This window comes from Pseudomonas sp. PDM25 (genome assembly GCF_019219045.1).
In the GTDB taxonomy this organism is placed as follows: domain Bacteria; phylum Pseudomonadota; class Gammaproteobacteria; order Pseudomonadales; family Pseudomonadaceae; genus Aquipseudomonas.
In genome coordinates, this window is record NZ_JAHUWL010000065.1 from 1 (window position 1) to 514 (window position 514).

Here is a 514-nt window from a genome sequence, read left to right on the forward strand (position 1 = left end):
CTGCTCAAGGCGGCTTTTGCCGAGCAAGTGAAGTCCATGCAGCAGCTTGAGACGCTGATCGAAAAGACGATCAACGATCAGCTCAAAGAAGCCGGTTTGCTCGGTCAATTGAAGCGCTGCCTGAAAGTTGAGGGTATTGGATTTTTGACTGGGGCCCGCTTGATAACGGCATTTCAGCGAGGAGATTTTAGAAACGCGGATGCCTTTATCGCCTTCCTGGGCATGGATTTACGGGTGGCGAAATCAGGGCAGAAGGACGCTCGCCGCAGTTTGACCAAGCGCGGCGACCCCGAGGCCCGCCGACTTCTGCACAATGCAGCGATGTCGGCTAGCCGTACGAAAGCCTGGAAAGGGTATTACGAAGAACAAAGAGCGCGGGGGTTCAGCACCACTCAGGCGCTGGTGATGCTGGCTCGCAAGCTTGCTCGGGTGGTATTCGCCTTGCTGAAAGGGCAAAGCGAATATCAGCCAAAAGCCAGTTGAGGGCTTTCCCTCAACCATAGAATCTCCCACA

General features: G+C 55.1%; 1 protein-coding gene. It reads left to right on the forward strand.

The genetic code is table 11. The features are described 5' to 3' along the window. Window positions 1-483, forward strand: a 483-nt coding sequence (locus KW848_RS31335; RefSeq protein WP_218539180.1) for a transposase, incomplete at its 5' end; no start/stop codon positions are given. Between the last annotated feature and the right edge of the window lie 31 nt (window positions 484-514).